General features: G+C 73.8%; 17 protein-coding genes. 7 read left to right on the forward strand and 10 right to left on the reverse strand.

All coding sequences use genetic code 11. The features are described 5' to 3' along the window. Positions 1-96: 96 nt before the first annotated feature. From KIS93_RS07970 to KIS93_RS07980, 3 genes are all read right to left on the reverse strand, one after another. Positions 97-978: an RNA polymerase sigma-70 factor gene (locus tag KIS93_RS07970; protein ID WP_080038848.1), complete on the reverse strand. Its 882-nt coding sequence runs from the start codon at positions 976-978 to the stop codon at positions 97-99. Continuing rightward, a complete protein-coding gene (locus KIS93_RS07975; protein WP_080038850.1) occupies positions 975-2144 on the reverse strand; it encodes an NAD(P)/FAD-dependent oxidoreductase in 1170 nt (389 codons plus the stop codon). Before KIS93_RS07975 ends, KIS93_RS07970 begins: the two co-directional genes overlap by 4 nt. Positions 2145-2213: 69 nt before the next feature. Beyond that, positions 2214-2813, reverse strand: a complete 600-nt coding sequence (locus KIS93_RS07980; protein WP_080038852.1) for a TetR/AcrR family transcriptional regulator — start codon at positions 2811-2813, stop codon at positions 2214-2216. Positions 2814-2940: 127 nt separating this feature from the next. Here KIS93_RS07980 and KIS93_RS07985 point away from each other — a divergent pair, with 127 nt between their 5' ends. The 3 genes from KIS93_RS07985 to KIS93_RS07995 are packed head-to-tail and all read left to right on the forward strand — an operon-like array spanning position 2941 to position 5044. Further along, positions 2941-3681 carry an SDR family NAD(P)-dependent oxidoreductase gene (locus tag KIS93_RS07985; RefSeq protein WP_080038854.1) on the forward strand — a complete coding sequence of 247 codons (741 nt, stop codon included), beginning with the start codon at positions 2941-2943 and terminating at the stop codon, positions 3679-3681. A 40-nt stretch (positions 3682-3721) separates the two neighbouring features. Further along, entirely contained in the window at positions 3722-4471 is a 750-nt protein-coding gene (locus tag KIS93_RS07990; RefSeq protein WP_080038856.1) for an SDR family oxidoreductase, read from the forward strand. A 30-nt stretch (positions 4472-4501) separates the two neighbouring features. After that, positions 4502-5044 carry an SMI1/KNR4 family protein gene (locus KIS93_RS07995; RefSeq protein ID WP_230466175.1) on the forward strand — a complete coding sequence of 181 codons (543 nt, stop codon included), beginning with the start codon at positions 4502-4504 and terminating at the stop codon, positions 5042-5044. Between the two features lie 95 nt (positions 5045-5139). Here KIS93_RS07995 and KIS93_RS08000 read toward each other — a convergent pair whose 3' ends face one another. After that, positions 5140-5847 carry a CTP synthase C-terminal region-related (seleno)protein gene (locus tag KIS93_RS08000; RefSeq protein ID WP_080038857.1) on the reverse strand — a complete coding sequence of 236 codons (708 nt, stop codon included), beginning with the start codon at positions 5845-5847 and terminating at the stop codon, positions 5140-5142. Between the two features lie 64 nt (positions 5848-5911). Between KIS93_RS08000 and KIS93_RS67350 the strand changes: the two genes are divergently transcribed. Beyond that, complete coding sequence (locus KIS93_RS67350; protein WP_281261951.1) at positions 5912-6793, forward strand: LysR family transcriptional regulator; 882 nt, start codon at positions 5912-5914, stop codon at positions 6791-6793. 54 nt (positions 6794-6847) lie between these two features. Here KIS93_RS67350 and KIS93_RS08010 read toward each other — a convergent pair whose 3' ends face one another. The 4 genes from KIS93_RS08010 to KIS93_RS08025 all read right to left on the reverse strand — a co-directional run bounded on the left by KIS93_RS08010 (position 6848) and on the right by KIS93_RS08025 (position 10721). Further along, complete coding sequence (locus KIS93_RS08010) at positions 6848-8179, reverse strand: serine hydrolase domain-containing protein (protein ID WP_080038858.1); 1332 nt, start codon at positions 8177-8179, stop codon at positions 6848-6850. A 17-nt stretch (positions 8180-8196) separates the two neighbouring features. Continuing rightward, complete coding sequence (locus KIS93_RS08015) at positions 8197-9750, reverse strand: hypothetical protein (RefSeq protein ID WP_080038859.1); 1554 nt, start codon at positions 9748-9750, stop codon at positions 8197-8199. 204 nt (positions 9751-9954) lie between these two features. Then, entirely contained in the window at positions 9955-10140 is a 186-nt protein-coding gene (locus KIS93_RS08020) for a DUF4236 domain-containing protein (RefSeq protein ID WP_080038860.1), read from the reverse strand. A 95-nt stretch (positions 10141-10235) separates the two neighbouring features. After that, positions 10236-10721, reverse strand: a complete 486-nt coding sequence (locus KIS93_RS08025) for a winged helix-turn-helix transcriptional regulator (RefSeq protein ID WP_080038861.1) — start codon at positions 10719-10721, stop codon at positions 10236-10238. A gap of 90 nt (positions 10722-10811) precedes the next feature. Here KIS93_RS08025 and KIS93_RS08030 point away from each other — a divergent pair, with 90 nt between their 5' ends. Further along, entirely contained in the window at positions 10812-12053 is a 1242-nt protein-coding gene (locus KIS93_RS08030; RefSeq protein WP_080038862.1) for an MFS transporter, read from the forward strand. Between the two features lie 5 nt (positions 12054-12058). Here the strand turns inward: KIS93_RS08030 and KIS93_RS68905 are convergent, their stop codons facing one another. Then, positions 12059-13120, reverse strand: a complete 1062-nt coding sequence (locus KIS93_RS68905; RefSeq protein ID WP_080038863.1) for an alginate O-acetyltransferase AlgX-related protein — start codon at positions 13118-13120, stop codon at positions 12059-12061. A 10-nt stretch (positions 13121-13130) separates the two neighbouring features. Further along, positions 13131-13442 (reverse strand): hypothetical protein, encoded by a 312-nt coding sequence (locus KIS93_RS08040; RefSeq protein ID WP_186403965.1) that lies wholly within the window; start codon positions 13440-13442, stop codon positions 13131-13133. Positions 13443-13540: 98 nt separating this feature from the next. On the opposite strand from KIS93_RS08040, the gene KIS93_RS08045 reads away from it, so the two are divergent. Next, a complete protein-coding gene (locus KIS93_RS08045) occupies positions 13541-14464 on the forward strand; it encodes a serine hydrolase domain-containing protein (RefSeq protein ID WP_080038864.1) in 924 nt (307 codons plus the stop codon). A 148-nt stretch (positions 14465-14612) separates the two neighbouring features. After that, positions 14613-16472: a preprotein translocase subunit SecA gene (locus tag KIS93_RS08050; protein WP_155127275.1), complete on the forward strand. Its 1860-nt coding sequence runs from the start codon at positions 14613-14615 to the stop codon at positions 16470-16472. Positions 16473-16523: the final 51 nt, after the last annotated feature.

The following is a 16523-nucleotide window of genomic DNA, read 5'->3' on the forward strand; positions in this document are numbered from 1 at the left end:
CGGCCCGCCCGGCCGGCTGGTCCTGTGGCGCACCAGGCCGCGCGGCGAGCGCGAGGCGTGGGGGCCACGGATCGCCGGCCGGGATGGGCGTGGCGGTCAGCGGCTGATCCGGCGGGGGGCCGCCAGCGCGAGGAGCTTGTCCGGGTTGCGGATGGCGTAGAACTGGGTGATCTTCCCGTCGGCGACGTCGGCCAGGAAGACGCCCTCCAGGCGCTCGCCGTTGTAGGCGGCGAGCGCGGGCGTGTTGTTGCAGTTCACGCGCTCGATGCGCAGGTCCGGCCGGAAGATGCCCAGGATGAGCGCGGCCACCTTCTCCGCGCCGACCACGGGCCGGCGCACCGTGATCACCTTGCCGCCGCCGTCGGCGGTCCAGGTGACGTCCGGCGCGAGCAGCGACAGCAGTCCCTCCATGTCGCCGGTGGTCACCGCGGCCATGAACCGCTCGGTGACCCGGGCGGTCCTGGCGGGGCCCGCGGGGTGGAAGCGCTTGCGCCGCGCCCGCACGTGCTCACGGGCGCGGTGCGCCACCTGGCGCACCGTCGCGGCCGACTTGCCCACCGCCGGCGCGATCTCGTCGTAGTCGAAGCCGAACACCTCACGCAGGACGAACACCGCTCGCTCGTCGGGAGTGAGCGTTTCGAGCACCACGAGCATCGCCATCGACACCGACTCGGCGAGCACCAGGTCCTCGGAGGCGTCGTGCTCGTCGAGCAGCAGCGGCTCCGGCAGCCACACGCCGACGTAGTCCTCGCGGCGGCGGGCGCCGGCCCGCAACGCGTTGAGCGCCTGCCGGGTCACCAGCCGCGCCAGGTAGGCCTTGGTGTCACGGACCGTCGCCAGGTCCACCTCCGCCCACCGCAGGTAGCTGTCCTGGAGCACGTCGTCGGATTCCGTCGCCGAGCCGAGGATCTCGTAGGCGATCGCGAACAGCAGCGGCCGCAACAGGGTGAACCGTTCGGCGTGCTCGTCGGTGCTCATGCCGGCGCCGCCATCCGCTCGGCCCGCGGCCCGCTCTTCTGCCAGACGACGGACCCTGGGCTGCGGGCCTCCAGGGCGATTCCCGTCACTGCCTTCTTGCAGAACTCCTCCTTGATCTCGGCGGCCTGCCGCCCGTCGATGCAGGTGTCCAGGGGGGTGTCGTCCGGGCGGGCGGGCTGCATCGTGGCGGCGTGCCGGCCCAGGCTGATGATCGACCCCTTGAAGGCCTGGTCGATCACCGCCGGTTCGGTGCCCGCGATGCGGCTCAGCACGGTGTCGGCGGCCTGCACCCCGAGCGGTACGGCGGCCTGGCAGCTCATCCGCAGTGGCCGGCCCGACGGTGAGGCGGCGTCGCCCGCCGCGACGATGCGGTCGTCGTCGAGGCTGAGGAGCGTCTCGTCGGTGAGGAGGCGGCCGAGCGCGTCGACGCGCAGCCCGCTGGCCGCCGCCAGGGCGGGCACGCCGAAGCCGGCCGTCCAGATGGTGAGGTCGCTGCGCCGTAGCGCCGCGTCGGTGAGGACGACGGCGTCCTGCCGGACCTCGGCCACCGCGGTGCCCTCCAGCACGGTGACGCCGTGCTCGGTCAGCCAGGTCATGATCGATCGGCGGCCGGCGGTGCTGAGTGACGGAGCCAGGGTCGCGCCGCAGACCAGCGTGACCGTGCGTCCTTGCTCGGCGAGCTCCGCCGCGGTCTCGATGCCGGTCAGCCCGCCGCCGACCACGGTGACCTCGGCGTCGGCGGGCAGCTCCGCGAGCCGGTCGCGCAGCCGCTGGGCGGCCTCGAACTCGGCGAGGGAGCAGGCGAACTCGGCCGCGCCCGGCACCGAGGAGGGGATGGCGCCGGTGCTGCCGACCGCGTAGATGACGTAGTCGTAGTCGAGTGCCCGGCCGGAGGCCAGCTCCACGGTGCGGGAGGTGGTGTCGATGCGGGTGGCGTCGTCGACCACCAGCCGGATGCCGTCGCCGAGCAGCGTGCCGTAGTCGCGGCAGGCGTCGTAGCCGCCGGCCACGAACTGGTGCAGCCGGATCCGCTCGACGAACTTCGGGCGGGAGTTGACGAGAGTGATGTCGACGTCGGTGCGCGAACGGAGGTGGTTGGCCGCGACCGTTCCCGCGTAGCCGCCGCCGATGACCACGATCTTGTGCAGGGTGCCGTGTTCAGTCATGCCCTCAAGACACCGCGCGTTCCTGCGGAGTGACACGACGTGGCGCACATCACACGGGGCCCTTGCGTTTCAGGCGCGCAGGCCGTCGATGAGGGCGTCGACGGCGGCGAGGGCGGCGGCGGTGTCGAGGCCCGCGCGGGCGACCAGCGACAGGCCCTGGGTGGTGAACAGCAGCAGCCGCGCCTGCGCCTCGGGGGCGGCGGCGCGGGTGACCTCGCCGTCGGCCTGCGCGCGCCGCAGCGCGCCGGCGACGATCTCGACGAAACGCTCGTGCGAGCGGGTCACGATCCGGCGGGCCTCGTCGTCCTGCGGGACGAGCTCGGCGCTGGTGTTGCCGATCATGCAGCCTTGCGGGACGCCGAGGTCGGAGGCGTACTCGTGCGCCCGGACGGGGTGGGTGAGCACCTCGCGCAGCGCCGGCAGCACCGGCCCGGCCTCCAGCGCCTCCCGCAGCCGGCGCTCGTAGGTGTCCCAGTACAGCTGGACCGCGGTGAGGTAGAACTGGCGCTTGTCGCCGAAGGCGCCGTACAGGCTGCCGCGTTCCAGGGCGAGCGCGTCGACGAGGTCCTGGACGGAGGTCGCTCCGTAGCCCCGTGACCAGAACAGCAGCAGCGCGCGCTCCAGGGCGTGGTCCTTGTCGAAGGCGCGGGGGCGCCCGGTGCGTGCCATGTGCCCAGGTTACGACTTTTTGACCGGCTGCACAAAACCCCGTACGGTGAGGACCGCACGACTTCTTGAACGAATGCACAGAAGTCGGCCGGCGCGAGCGTGCCGGCCGGCGAGAGGCAGGACCACCATGACCTTCACCGGAAAGACGGCGCTGATCACCGGCTCGGGCGCCATCGGCGGGCTCGGGCACGCGACGGCCAGGATCCTCGCCGCCGGCGGCGCGGACGTGATCATCACCGGCACCGACCCGGACCGCGGCGCCCAGGTCGTGGCGGACGTGCGGGAGAGCGCGACCGGCACCGTCCGCTTCGTCCCCGCCGACCTGGCCGACCCCCAGGCCGTGCAGCGGCTGGCCGACGACGCCGGGGCGGTGGACATCCTCGTCAACAACGCCGGCGTCGTCCCGTTCGGCACGACCCCCGACCAGGACCTCGCCGCCTACGACGCCGCCTTCGCGGTCAACGTGCGCGCGCCGTTCCTCCTGGTCGCCCGGCTCGCGCCGAAGATGGCCGCGGCCGGCGGCGGCAGCATCGTCAACGTCAGCTCCACCGCCGCCCGCCTGGGCCTGGCGCCGATGGCGGTCTACGGCGCCACCAAGGCCGCGCTGGAGTCGCTGACCCGCACCTGGGCGGCCGAGTTCGCCGCCGCGAACGTGCGCGTCAACGCCGTGGCGCCCGGCCCGATGACCACCTCCAAGGTGGTGGCGGCCATGGGCCCGGACGTCGGCGGCATGGGCCTGACCACCGCGCTGCGGCGCGCCGGCGACCCGGCCGAGGTCGCCCACGTGATCGCCTTCCTCGCCGGCGACCAGGCCAGCTACATGACCGGCGCCGTCGTGGCCGCCGACGGCGGCCGCACCGCCATCTGACCGCCCGCTTTGAGGATTCGCCCGCTTTGAGGAGACTGACATGGGACGACTTGACGGCAAGTACGCACTGATCACCGGAGGGACGAGCGGCATCGGCTTCGAGACCGCCCGCGAGTTCCTCGCCGAGGGAGCGGCCGTCGCGATCACCGGCCGCTCCCGTGAACGGCTGGACGAGGCCGCCCGCCGGCTGGACGGCCGGGTGCTGACCGTCCTGTCCGACGCCGGCGACGTGCCCGGCCAGGCGGCACTCGCGCAGCGGCTGCGGCAGGAGTGGCCGCGGCTCGACATCGTGATGAGCAACGCCGCCGACACCACCCACCTGCCGATCGAGTCCTGGACCGAGGAGGCGTTCGACCGGCTCCTCGCCACCAACCTCAAAGGACCGTTCTTCCTGGTCAAGGCGCTGCTGCCGCTGCTGTCGCGGCAGGCGTCCGTCATCGTCGTCGGCTCCGTGTCCGCCTTCATCGGCCACGAGAACGCCGCCGTCTACGGCGCCGCCAAGGCCGGGCTACTGTCGCTGGCGCGCGGGCTGACCTACGAGCTGAAGGAGCGGGGCGTCCGCGTCAACGGCCTGAGCCCCGGCCCCACCCTCACCGACACCTTCGCCGCGCTCGGCCCCGAACGGCAGGCCGCCCTCTACGACGAGCTGCGCCGCACCGTGCCCCTGCACCGCATCGGCACCGCCACCGAGCTGGCGAAGGCGGCCGTCTACCTCGCCTCCGACGAGTCCGCCTACACCGCCGGCACCGTCCTGCGCGTCGACGGCGGCATCGGCGCACTCGCCTACTGACCCGCCGGATGATCGTCTAGGGTGTGCGGCGTGAGCGACACACCCGACGATCTCGCCCTGCCCGCCGCCCTCGCCGAAGTGGCCGAGATCGGCTTCACCTACGAGTGGGACGAGGACAGCGACGAAGCCGTCGGCTGCGACTTCGAGCTGTACCCCCGCCTGGAGGAGCCGAGCCGCACCGCGTGGTGGCTGCGCCTGTGGACGGGCAACCCGGAGGCCGACGGCAGCCGGTTCCGCTTCTTCGGCACGACCGGCGCGGGCGACTACACCGGCTTCTGGCTGATCCGGCCCGGCACGCCGCTCACCGGCCAGCCCGTCGTCCATCTGGGCTCCGAGGGCGACCGGGGCGTGATCGCCCGGGATCTCGGCGACCTGCTGTGGCTGTTCGCCGCCGGCCTCGGCCCCGGCGAGGCCTTCGACGACCCCGCCCGCCCCGCCGAGCCGAACGACGGCTTCCGCGCGATCGCCGAACGCCACGCCCCGGGCCGCCGCCGCGATCCGGCGCGGATCGTGGCGGACGCTCGGGCGGAGTTCCCCGGGTTCTCCGGGCTCATCGACGCGATGTGCCGCTGATCAAGGCCCGTCAGCCCCCGGGCTCGGGGTGTGGGCGGCGTGGTGACCGCCACCGACGCCGCCGCCGGACACCTGCGGCCGGCCCAGGGGTGGGGTCAGCGTGTGGTGGTCAGGTCGTGGGCGGGGTGGTGGTGGCGGGCGACGGCGGCGGCGAACGCGGAGATCACCGGGTGCGGCCGCGTCCCGTCGCCGGCCAGTTCCGGCTGGAACAGGGTGGCCAGGAAGAACGGGTGCCCCGGCAGCTCGGCCACCCGGGCCGTCCCGTCGTCGGCGTGGCCGGAGAACACCATGCCGTGCGCGGCCAGCGTCTGCCGGTAGTCCTCGTTGAGGCCGTAGGAGCAGATGTAGGACTCCATCGTCGTGGGCGCGCCGACGATCTGCTCGATGCGCGTGCCGGGCACCAGCCGTACCAGACCCTCGTGGCCGGCCAGCGAGCACGCCAGCGGCGTCATCACGAAGTCCCCGGCGCCCGGGTCGTTCTCGGCGTGCGCGACGCGCAGCCCGCACACCTCGCGCGCGAACTCCAGCAGCATGTGCTGGAAGCCCGCGCACGTGCCCAGGAACGGGATGCCGCGCTCGCGCGCCACCCGCACGGCCCGCACCGCGCCCGCCTCGTCCTGGTACGGGCTGCCGGGCACCAGCCAGATCCCGTCGAACCCCTCGATGCCGCTGACGTCGGTGGTGGGCAGCCAGTACGGGTCGAGCGCGATCCCGTCGCGCTCGCGCAGCGCCCGCATGAGCTGCGGGATCCGGGCGTGGGAGCGGACACCGGGGGAGCGGTCCCCCACAAGAGCGATTCTCATGGCACCATCGTGACCGGCGCCCCCCGTTAAGCGCCAACGATGATTCCTGCACCGACGATAAGCGATGCTGATGGACCCGCACCTGCTGACCACGTTCGTGACCGTCGCCCGGCACGGCTCGTTCTCCGCCGCCGCCGCGGAGCTCGGCTACACGCAGTCGGCGATCTCCCAGCAGATCGCCGCCCTGGAGGCCGACCTGGGCCTGGCGCTGCTGCGCCGCCGCCCGGTCGAGCCCACCCCGGCCGGGCGGCGGCTGCTGGAGCACGCGGGGCCGCTGCTGCTGCGCCTGCGCGCGGCCCGCGCCGACGTGCTGCGCACCGCCGCCGAGCCCTCCCACCTGCTGCGCGTGGCCGCCACCCCGCTGGCGGTCAACCCGGTCGTGGCCGCCCGCCTCGCGGCGGCGCGCGCCGCGCAGCCGCGCCTGGAGGTGCGGCTGCGCACGTGCCGGGCCGAGCGGCTGGCGGCCCTGGTGGCGGAGGGACGGGCGGAGCTGGGCCTGGCGGGCGGCATCGCGGCGCCGAGCGACCCGCTGCGCCTGCCCGAGTCCGGCCCGATGAGCACGGCCGGGGTGAGCGAGGAGGACCTGGTCGTGGTGCTGGAGCCCGGCCATCCCCTGGCCGGGCGGGCCCGGCTGCGGCTGGCCGACCTCATCGACGCCCGCTGGCTCGACACGCCCCTGTGCCCGCTCACCCGCCTGCGGGACCTGGTGGGTGACGGGTTCCCGGTGGGCCTGGAGTACGAGGGGGACGACGTGCACACGGTGCTGACCCTGGCGGCGGCCGGCCACGGCCTGACCCTCCTGCCCGCCTCGGCCGTCCCCGCAGGTGGAGGGCCGGTGTGCGCGGTGCCGGTCGCCGCGCCCCGGCTGGTGCACCGCGTGGAACTGCTGCACGCGGCCCTGCCGCCGGGCCCGGCGACCGCGCTGGCCGCCGCGCTCGCCGGCTGACCCCGCTGGACCCGCTATACCCGCTGGTCGCGGCGGGGCCGCCGCGCCGAGCGGTCAGGCGTGCCAGTCGCCCGCGCCGCCCGGCACCGGCGCGTTGGGGTCGTAGGGCGTCCGGGTGAAGATGAAGGTGTTGAGGTCGAGATGGTCGGCCGCGACCCGCAGCGTCTCCCCGGCGTAGTAGCCGTCCAGCCCCAGCCACGTGCCGTCGTCCTGCGGCACGAACCGCGAGGCCCGCCCCGCCCCGCCGACCGGCTCCAGCGACAGCCCCCGCTCGGGCAGCAGCCGCAGCGTGTACGCCTTCGGCCCCCAGTGCCACAACCCCGTCAGCGCTAGCAGGCCGGGATCGGCCGGGACGGGCCGCCACTCGTCGGGCAGGCGCGGCTCGTGGCGGTCGAGCAGGTCGAGCAGATCCGGCAGCAGGGTGCCGCTCATGCCGCTGGTGGTGTTGGCCAGGAACAACGCCCCCACCCCTTCGGCGGCGTCGCTCCACACGGTGGCCAGGAAGCCGGGCATGGAGCCGGTGTGCCCGGCCAGGCGCCGCCCGCCGACCCTGGCCAGCTGCAGCCCGAGCCCGAACCCGCCGCTCCAGGTGTCGCCGTCCTCCACCCCGGCCGGCTCGCGCATCTCGGCCAGCGTCTGCGTGCACAGCACCCCGGCGGTCTCGCCGCCCAGGAACGCCGCCCACCGGGCCAGGTCGTGCGCGGTGGACCACAGCTGCCCGGCCGGGCCCATGGCGTCGGCGTCGTGCTCCGGCTCGGCCTGCACCACGTCCGCCCACGGGTGCACCGCGTAGCCGGTGGCGTGCGGGGCGCGCGGCCGGGGCGTGGTGGCGTGCATGCCGAGCGGGTCGAGCACCTCGGCGCGCAACGCCTTCAGCCACGTGGTGCCGCGCAGGCGGGCCACCAGCTCGCCCAGCACCGCGAACCCGACGTTGGAGTAGTGGAAGCGGCGGCCCGGCCGGTGCTTCAGCTCGCCGGGGCCGAGCCGGTCCAGCAGCTCACCGGCGGGGATGCCGGGGGTGCGCTCCCACCACGCGGTGGGCGGCTCGGCGGTCAGGCCCGCGGTGTGCGACAGGAGCTGGGCGATGGTCAGGTGGCCGAGCCGGGTGCCCGGCAGGTGCCGTTCGAGCGGGTCGGTCAGGTCGAGCAGCCCCTCGTCGCGCAGCCGCATCACCACGACCGCCACCATGCTCTTGGTGATCGAGCCGATGCGGTACTGCGTGGCGGCGGTCGGGGCGGCGCCGTCCACGCTGCCGCGCCCGCCGAACCACACTGGCCGCCCGTCGCGGACGATCGCCGCCACCACCGACGGGATCCTGCACTCGGCCTGCTCCACGGCGAGCCTGCGCAGCAGTGCGCGCGCCGCCTCATGTCCCACCTGCGTCATGGGCGACAGGTTAGCGTTTAGATCGGCACCAGCCGCGGCCCGATCAGCTCGCCCTGGTGGGGCTGCGGGTGGGCCTGGTCGTGGAAGTAGTGCCCGGCGTACCAGACGACGACGTTGGCGCCGTTGATGTTCTCGCCGTTGAGGAAACGGTTGATCATGGCGCGATTGCGCGGGTCGGGGTCGCCGTCGTCCAGCTCGCGCGGGTGGTGGCGCAGGAACCACAGGTCGGAGATGCCGTAGGCGTCGGCGGTGCCGTCGAACGGCCCCGGATGGATCTGCAGCCCCCGCCCAGACGCCTTGTCGCGGACCTGCCAGTAGCGGGCCGGCGGCCGGCGCCGCCGCGACGTCTCACGGATGATCGTCACCGGCTCGGGGATGAGGGAGCCGGTGTCGTCGACCTGCTCGACGACGTCGTTGCCGGCGCCCTCGACGTCGAAGTCGAGCCGCCAGTAGCAGTGGTGGCGGTGCACCAGGCACGTCATCGGGTTGCGGGTGGCGGCGAACCCGAAGCGCGGCAGGATCTCGCCGTCGTCGGCCAGCCGCCAGTCGCTGGCGTAGCGGTACCAGCCGGCCTCCAGCTCGCTGACGATGCGCAGCTGCTCGCCGTCGTGGTGGAAGGCGACGCCCTGGAAGTTGCCTGCGTCGGTGCCGGGGCGTTCCAGGATCGTACGGGGGGAGCTGGTGCACAGCCGCCAGCCCCAGCCGACCGGGTCGCTGCCGGTGGCGCTGAAGCGGGTCTCGGCGTTGACCATGTCGCGGAAGGTCGTGCCCTCCTCGTACTCGACGTTGAGGATCGGCACGTGCGCCTGCCGCAGCACGAGCCGGCCCCGGTAGCGGACCTGGCGCAGCTCGACGCCGCCGCCGACGCCCGGGTTCTGCGGGGCGGAGGCGCGCGGGCGCACCACCAGCAGGCTCCACAGCTCGGTGCCGCCGCGGTGCACGCGGACCCGCACCTGGTCGGGGCCGCCGCGGTCGGCCAGCGCGTCCACGCCGACCGGGACGCTGTCCTCGCAGTCGTGGTGCATGCGCACGTTGATGCCGGCGGGCGTCCAGTCCACCGAACGGGCGGCCAGGTCCACGGCCACGATCCGGTGCCGCAGCCCCGTGGGCTCGCCCGGCGTGTACAGGCCGAGAGTGGGGCGGCGCACGGTGGTGCCGTCGGGGTTCTCGGCGTCGGCCAGCGGCGGCATCGGCCGGTAGACGACCACGTCGTCCCCGGCCGGGAAGCGCGGGTCGGCGCGCAGGATCGCCGCCGCGGCGACCAGCTCCTCGCGGCTGGGCGGGGGACGGAAGGAGCTGGGGCGCAGCTCGGCCCGCTCGGGACGGTCGAGGGTGCCGCGCAGCTCCACGGCGCGGTTGCCGACCGGGTCGAACACGGTGGCCTGGAACGGCGCATTGTCGCCCGGGTCGTGGCCCAGGCCGGGGGCGAAGGTGACGGTGAGGCGCTCGGGGTCGGCGACCTCCAGCGCGGCCAGCGCCTCGGGATGCTCGGCGACGGCCTGGCGCAGCCGCTGCTCGGTCAGCCCCGTGCGGGGGACGGCTTCGATCGTGACGCGTACGTCGTCGGTCATGTGCACTCCTTGTCGGTCATGTGCACTTCATGGGAACTCCGTCAGGCCGGCGGGCCAGGTGCGCCCGTCCCCGTGCGGTCGCGTACAGGCGCAGTCTGGTGCCGGCGGGGCGGGATTTCCAGTCAGGCCGCCATATCCGCCCGGACAGACAGAAACGGGGACGGCCGCGGGCGTGATGCCCGCGGCCGTCCCCGTTCCCGGCGGTCAGCGGCCGGCGCGCGTCTTGCGCCAGGTGAGGCCGCCCGGCAGGTTGACCGACACCGTACGGCGGCCGTCGGCGCCGCGCGTCACCCGGAACAGCCGGTTGCCCCAGCTGTGGCCGACGCCGCGGCGCGACAGGTTCAGCCGCAACGGCCCGACCTTGATCGACTTCCGATAGCTCCAGCCCATATCGCTTTCCTCCGTTGTGATCGCGGAAAGCTTCCAACTACCCGGACAGAGCGCGATATATCGGGTTTCTTCACGTCGGGGTCAAGGTGACGCGTTCACGGGACGTGCCGTACCGAGGTCGTGTCGCTGGTCAGCGGCGACCCGTCGGCCGCCACGGGCAGCAGGTCGGGGACGGGGGCGCCGTCGCCGTCGACCAGCACCGAATGCGTCTCGCCCGGCTCGAACGCGTGGCGCTCGCCCCACTGCCGCAGCGTGACGATCACCGGGAAGAGGTCCTTGCCCGCCTGGGTCAGCGCGTACGGGCGGCGCTTGCCCGGCCCGGCCTCCACCTGGGTGAGCAGGCCGGCGGCGGTGAGCCTGCGCAGCCGGTCGGCGAGGATGTTGCGGGCGATGCCGGTGCGCTGCTGGAAGTCGGTGAAGGAGCGGGCGCCGTCCATCGCGTCGCGGATGATGAGCAGGCTCCAGCGGTCGCCGACGAGATCGACGGTGCGGGCGACCGGGCACGCGGGATCCGTCCAGGCGGTGCTCCGCCCTGCCTTGTCCTGGCGGCCGGGGTGGTCGGGGTGGTCGTCGCGTGCCATCACACTCCTCCCGTTGAGTTGCGTAATGAAACCATTCTTGCCTACCCTCCGATCAGTTGCAAAACGAAACCAATCGAGGGGTTGTCGCGGATGAACCGGAGAACGAGGCTGCTACTGGCCGTGGTGTGCGGGGTCGCGGTGGCCTGCGTGTACGCCGGGCAGCCGGTGCTGGGGCCGATGGGGCGCGAGCTGGGCGTGGCGGCCGACGCGCTCGGCCGGCTCGTGGCCGCCGGCCAGCTCGGCTACCTGGCCGGCCTGGTGCTGCTGGTGCCGCTGGGCGACCTGTTCGACCGCCGGCGGCTGATCGCCGCGCACCTGGCGCTGGTGGCCGCGGCGACCGCGCTCACGGCGGCCGCCCCGGCCGCGTGGGCGGCGTTCGCGGGGCTGGCCGGGGCGGGCGTGTTCGCGGTGGTGGTGCAGAGCGCGGTCGCCTACACGGCGGCGATCTCACCGCCCGCCGAACGCGGGCGCAACCTGGGCGTGGTGACCTCGGGCGTGGTGATCGGCATCCTCGGCGGCCGGGTCGTCGCCGGCGCGCTGGCGGACGTGTGGGGCTGGCGCGCCATCTACCTGGTGCTGGCCCTCCTGGCCGCCGTCCTCGCCGTACTCACCCTCACCCTCCTGCCCCCGGACACCCGCCGAGCCCCGGAACCGCCGCCGGCCACCTACGGGCGGATCCTCCGCTCCTTCGCCGCGCTGTTCACCCAGCCGCTGTTCCTCACCCGCGGCCTGATCGCCTTCTTCCTGTTCGCCTCGTTCGGCACCCTCTGGAGCGGCCTGTCGCTGCCGCTGGCCGGTGCGCCCTGGCATCTCAGCGAGACGCAGATCGGCCTGTTCGGCCTCGCGGGCCTGGCGGGCTCGCTCGGCGCGGCCCGTTCGGGACGGTGGGGCGACGCCGGGCACGCCCGACGTGTCACCGGCGTGGCGCTGGCGCTCCTGCTCGCCTCCTGGGCCGCGATCGCCCAGCTCCCGTGGTCGCTGCCGGCGCTGATCGTCGGCGTGGTCCTGCTGGACTTCGCCGTGCAGGCCGTGCACGTGAGCAACCAGCACACCCTCACCGCCGCCTACCCGGGCCGCACCAGCACGACGATCGGCGCGTACATGGTCTTCTACTCGCTCGGCTCGGCGCTGGGCGCCGCCGCGACGACGGCGCTGTTCGACGCCGCGGGCTGGCTCGGCTCCGCCGCCCTGGGCGCGGCGCTGGCCCTGTGCGCGCTGGCCACCTGGGCGCTCAGCACCCGACTACCTCGGCAAGGCCAGGCGGAGGGCCAGCAGGAAGACACCGGCAGCCTCGAACCGTCGGCTCCAACAGCCCGCATCACCGGCAGGTAGCGTCCTCATGCCCGGTCCGGCACTCTCGCCGACGGCAGGCCACGGCTCGCACCGCCCCGCGGGTCTACAGGGCGCGGTCGAGGGCGTCGAGCACGCTGTCGTCGAGCAGGTCGAGCCCGCCGCCGACCAGCCGGCGCTCCACGATCTCGACCACCACCGTCTCGCTGCGGGCGACCTTCTCCGCGATGCCCCGCGCCCCGATCGTGGCCGGCGCGTCGCTGCGCAGGTAGGTCAGATCGGCGAAGTACGGCTGTAGCCACGGCAGCGAGTTGCGGGTGAACGAGTCGCCGATCAGCAGCGTCCGGGCCTCGGCGAGGGGATCGCTGACGTTGCGCGCCGTCGGGCCGATACAGCGGCGCCCGATCCGAGGTGTTGACGGTGCCGGACGACACCGGCAGCTCGCGATCGTCCTGGCGGAGCCGGCGCACGCCGTCCCGGACGAGCCGCCACCGCTCGATGACCTCCTCGGTCGGGATGCCCAGCAGCCCGCCCAGGTCCCCGTCGCGCGGCGCCTGCCCGGCCTTCGACAGCCGGGTGTGACGGGACAGGCCGGGCTGGAGCGTCCGGGCGAGCTCACTGCCGTACAGGCCGGCGGAGCGCTCGGTCCAGTGGCTGTCGGTCCGCCAGTACGCGGGTGTGCCCGTCTCCCGCTGCGACCGCTCGAGCGGTTCGCGCAGATCCAGGTAGCCGGGCAGGCGTGCCGCCTTCAGCGCGGCCCAGAACTCCTGCTTGCGCTGCCGCAGGCAGGCCCGGCCGGGGAAACGCGCGGGCAGGTGGCCGGGGCTGATCGTGGTCTTGTCCGGAGCCACGGTGAACACCAACCGCCTGCCGGATCCGCCTACGATCTCCGACAGCGCCGCGTGGCCGCGGACGGCCTGCCGCCGCAGCGGCAGGTGAGCCGTCGCCCAGGCTTCCACCTCGGGCACGGCCGCCCAGCCGCGCGACAGGTCCGGGAACGCGGGCAGCCGGCGGTTCTCGATCTCCGCGGCGCGGTCGCCGGCGGCGAAGGCCAGTGCGGGGCCGGTGAAGAACATCACCGCCGCCAGCAACGTCATCGGTGTTCTCATCGAGACCTCGTCAGAACTGGTAGTACAGGAAGGGGCTGAAGGTGCCGGCGGTGACGAGCATGGCCGCGTACGGCGCGGCCACCCACGTGATCGCCGCGCGTGTCAGCCGCACCGCCGCCGGCGCGACCCGCCGGTGCAGCAGCGGGCCGAGCGCCGGTGAGCTGGGCAGGACCACCACGGCCAGCGCCAGCACGAGAACGAGCGTGCGCCGGTGACCGGCGGCGAACGCGGTGAACTCCTCCAGCTCGCCCGACCGCCAGGTGAACATGGCCTGCACCATCTCCCACGCCCCGGCCAGGCTCTCCGCCCGGAAGAACGCCACCGCGGCCAGGACCTGATCGCCGGGTGGCGGGTGTCACCATCCGCATCGACACGGGCCTACGATGTTCCGGCCCGCCTCACTTCCCGGGAGGACGACGGATGACACAGGTCCGGCCGGCAGATCCCATCAGTGCGGCCCTGCGGCGGCTGCGCGAGCCCGGGTTCGCTCATGTCGGGCACCTTGTGGTCGTACGCGACGGCGCCACGGTCGCGGCCCACGCGTTCGGCGCCCGCGCGCTGGACGAGCCGGCGGACGTGTTCTCTGTGACGAAGTCGGTGCTGGCGACCGTCACCCTGCTGGCCGTCCGGGACGGCCGAGTGTCGCTGGACGCCACCTTGGGCGAGCTGCTCGGACAACGGGTGCCGCTCGCGCGGCGCGACGCCACGGTACGGCACCTGCTGTCCATGACCGGCGGAGCGCACTGTGGCGGGCTGGAGGACATCGATCGGGTGATGGAGCAGCCGGGAAGCTGGGTCGACGCGCTGCTCGCGGTGCCCGGCCGCTATCCACCCGGCGAGGTCTTCTGCTACGACAACGGCGCCACGCATCTGCTCGCCGCGGCCCTGCAGGCGGCGACAGGTGACATCGCCGAGCTGGCGGCCGCCACCGTGTTCGATCCGCTGGGTGTGACGGCATGGCGGTGGCCGCGCGATCCGGAGGGCGTCCCGTGGGGATTCGGCGGCCTGTGCCTGTCGCCGCTGGACCTGGCGCGGCTGGGCGAGGCCTGGCGCACGGACGCGCTCAGCCTGGGGCAGTTGCTCGCGCAGGCCACGACCGCCCAATCGGCGGGCGGACCGCCGGAGGACGTGCCGTACGGATGGTTGTTCTGGGTCTGCCGGATCGCCGGCCGTTCCGCCTATATGGCTGCGGGCTGGGCCGGGCAGTATGTGCTGGTCGTGCCCGAGGAAGCGCTGACCATCGTGGTCACGGGCGAACCCGAAGGGTTGCACCCCGGCTCGGGAAGCGGGCTGGCCGTCGTCCGTGACCTGGCCGCCGCGCTCGTCGCCGAACAGCCCCGGTGACCGCCACCACCAGCCGGGGACCGCCCTTGCCGCACCCGGCCGGTAACCCTGATCGACGTCCGTACAAGTGAGAACCTTTTCCCACACTTCCCGGCGATTGCCGATCATTTGCCTTGCCGTGGCGACGGCCCGCCGGGAGACTCGACAGGTGTCACACGCTCCGCATCCGGACATCCGGGCGATCGATCGCATGGCCGCGCTCCTGGCGGACGTGCCCGACTCTGACCTTTTCACGCGCGCCGCCGCCTTGCGCGGGCGACAGGCCACAGGAGAGAGCGCGGACGCGCTGCTGCCAGAGGCGTTCGCGCTCGTTTCCGCGACGTCCGGCAGGATCTCCGGCCGCCGTTGCACTCTGGCTGAGCTGCGGGCCGGCGTCGCGTTGTTTCGCGGCGCGGTGGTGGAGCTCGCCGACCGCACGGCTTGGCCGGCCGCCGTGACGCTCGCCGTCTTCCTCGGCGCTCTGGAAGGGAGAGGCGTCCATCTGATGACCGGGGACGGCGCCCCCGTCACGGCCACGGTGTGCGGGCGTCTCGGGCTGACGGTCGCCCGCCTGTCCAGCGACATGGAGCCGGACGAGAAACGACTCGCCTATGCGGCGGACGTGACGGTGGGACGGATCGAGATGTTCGGCTACGACCACCTGACCGACAATCTCGTGTCGGGCCCGGATGAGCGGCTGCAGCGCGAGCCGTGCCGGGCGATCGTGGCCGAAGCCGACCTCGTCATGCTCGACCAATCGATCAACGACCTCATCGTGAACCGCGACGGCGTGCGCACGGCGTCGATCAGCGTGCGCGCCTGCCTGGCCCGGTATGCGTCCCTGGCCGGGATCACCGCGACGGTCCTCACCGAAGCCGCTGAGTTCGCCCACCTGTACGGGCTCTCGGTGGAAACCGTCGACACGGCGTACCCGACCGCGCGGCGTGACCATCCCGACCTGCTGTACGGCACGACCGAGGCCAAGCTGAACGGCCTCCTCGAGGCCATCGCGGGTCACCACGCCGCGGCCCGGCCGGTGCTCGTGATCACGGACTCCACGGAGATCACCGAACGGCTGGCGGACCTGCTGGCCGGCCGCGGCCTGCCGGCCGCACGGCCTCACGAGGAGCGCCCGCTGGCTCTGGCGGGACGTCCGGCGACGGTGACCCTGCTCACGCAGCCGGCCGTGGAGGGCGAGGTCGCCTTGGGCGGTGACCTGGAGTGGCTGGCCCACGAGCACGTACGGGCCTCGGGCCTCGACCCGGCCGTCACCTCCGGCGACGTGTGGGACGAGGCGGTGGCCGCGGCCCGGCGGGAGCTCCTGCCCACGTGGACGGCTGACCGGGATCGGGTGATCGAGGCAGGCGGGCTGGTGGTGCTGGGCGCCGAGTATCCGGGCACCAGGCGCCTGGAGGCGCGCCTGCGCGCGACGGCAGGGGCGCGGGGAGACACCCAGCTCTTCGTGGCGCTGGACGAGGGCTGGCTCAGGCACCCATATGCCGAGTGGCTGCGCCGCCTCGTCCTGGGGCGCATCACCGAGCCGTTGCAGGGCCCACTGCTGGCCAGGGCCGTCGAGCGTGCCAAGCGGCAGTGCGAGGTGCGGATCAGGGGCTACCGGGGCCGGATGGCGGCCTACGACACGATTGTCTCGGCGATCCGGGAGCGGATGCATGCCGAGCGCCGTGCGATGGTGGAGGCCGCCGAGCCGCTGGGAGCCGTCCTGGCCTTCACCGGCGGCGAGCACGTACCGCCAGGAAAGGTGGGCACGCGAGCACTGCGCCTCATCGCCCAGGAGGTCATCGACGAGCAGTGGACGGCCTGCCTGGCCGAGCTCACGACGATGCGCGACGACTACGCGAGCGAAGAGCACACGCGGGAAGCGGTGCCCGCCTTCCGGGAGAAGGCCGAGGCCGCCTACAGCACGATGCGCGAGAGGGCGGCCCAGGCACTCACGCATCGGCTGCGTGGAACGGGAGGGCACTGGTACCTGCCCTCTGGCGACCCGCCGCCGTGGAAAGCGTGGCGATGACCTCGGGGCAGCGGGCCCGACCACCGGCCTCCCGGCCCTCCCGCAGGTGTG

This window comes from [Actinomadura] parvosata subsp. kistnae (genome assembly GCF_900323885.1).
GTDB lineage: Bacteria > Actinomycetota > Actinomycetes > Streptosporangiales > Streptosporangiaceae > Nonomuraea > Nonomuraea composti.